This window comes from Bathymodiolus azoricus thioautotrophic gill symbiont (genome assembly GCF_001298715.1).
In the GTDB taxonomy this organism is placed as follows: Bacteria; Pseudomonadota; Gammaproteobacteria; order PS1; family Pseudothioglobaceae; genus Thiodubiliella.
In genome coordinates, this window is record NZ_CDSC02000228.1 from 1 (window position 1) to 982 (window position 982).

Sequence of the window (982 nt, forward strand, 5' to 3'; positions counted from 1 at the left end):
TATGAATACAAAAAATCTATCTGGGCTACAGAAAGTTCTGCCAATATTGCTGATGTTTTAGATCATCTAAAATTGGGACTGGATGATGGAACAACGCCAGATTCGTTGACGCATAAAGATATAGGTAAATCTATTGGACATGGTTCCATGAAAACCGCTTACACTTTAAAAGACCACCCCGATTTGTTGTTTTTACAACTATATGAAGGCCTGGAGAATTCGTATTCAGTTGGACGATTAAAAAACGAAGTTGAGTGGATTAACAAATTTAGAGAATTGGGCGTTAAAACGCCAAAATATTTGAAGGTTATTTCCATGATTGGTGAGGATAATCAAGAGCACCATGGTATTTTAGTTGAACGCATTCATAACTCAATGATGGTAAAACCAGGGCGGCTATCTGTTCCAGAGGAGCGTGTAACACACAAAACGCTAAGCGATATTCAAAATTTATTGCAGAAATTTGATCAACATCCAAATTTAGGCATTGATGATTTACAAATGTTATTAGGCAGAGATGGGCAACTTTATGTTATAGATCCATTAAATAATAGCTCGCCATCAGAATCTCCGTCTGATTCTTCACTGAATGACAGAGCAGATAATATAGAAAATTTGCAAGAGTGGAAAGATACATCATTAAAAATCCTAAAAGAATTTGACCAAAACAAAGGTATGAACGCCATTTTTGTTAGCAAGGAAATGTTAGGGGATGATCCAAAATTTGAACAAAGCCTATTAGAAAAAGCAAGAAAACAGCAAGACCTGATTATTATGAGTTACGACTTAGCAAAAGACACAACTCAAGTACTTTACGAGCCAAATACCTCTTATAAAATTGACAGAATCGAAGTAATGGTTAATGAAAATAGTCGTTTTATTAATGAATATCAAATGAAGGGTTTTGTAAAACGCGACCCTAAAGTGTCCAGTGATATGGTTTTTCGTCACGCACTCAAAAAAGACTTCAGCAATTACCGAA

At 35.2% G+C, this 982-nt stretch carries 1 protein-coding gene; it reads left to right on the forward strand.

Annotation, left to right across the window (positions count from 1 at the left end):
- On the forward strand, positions 1-982 hold a 982-nt coding region (locus tag BAZSYMA_RS09930; RefSeq protein ID WP_090715984.1), incomplete at both ends, for a hypothetical protein.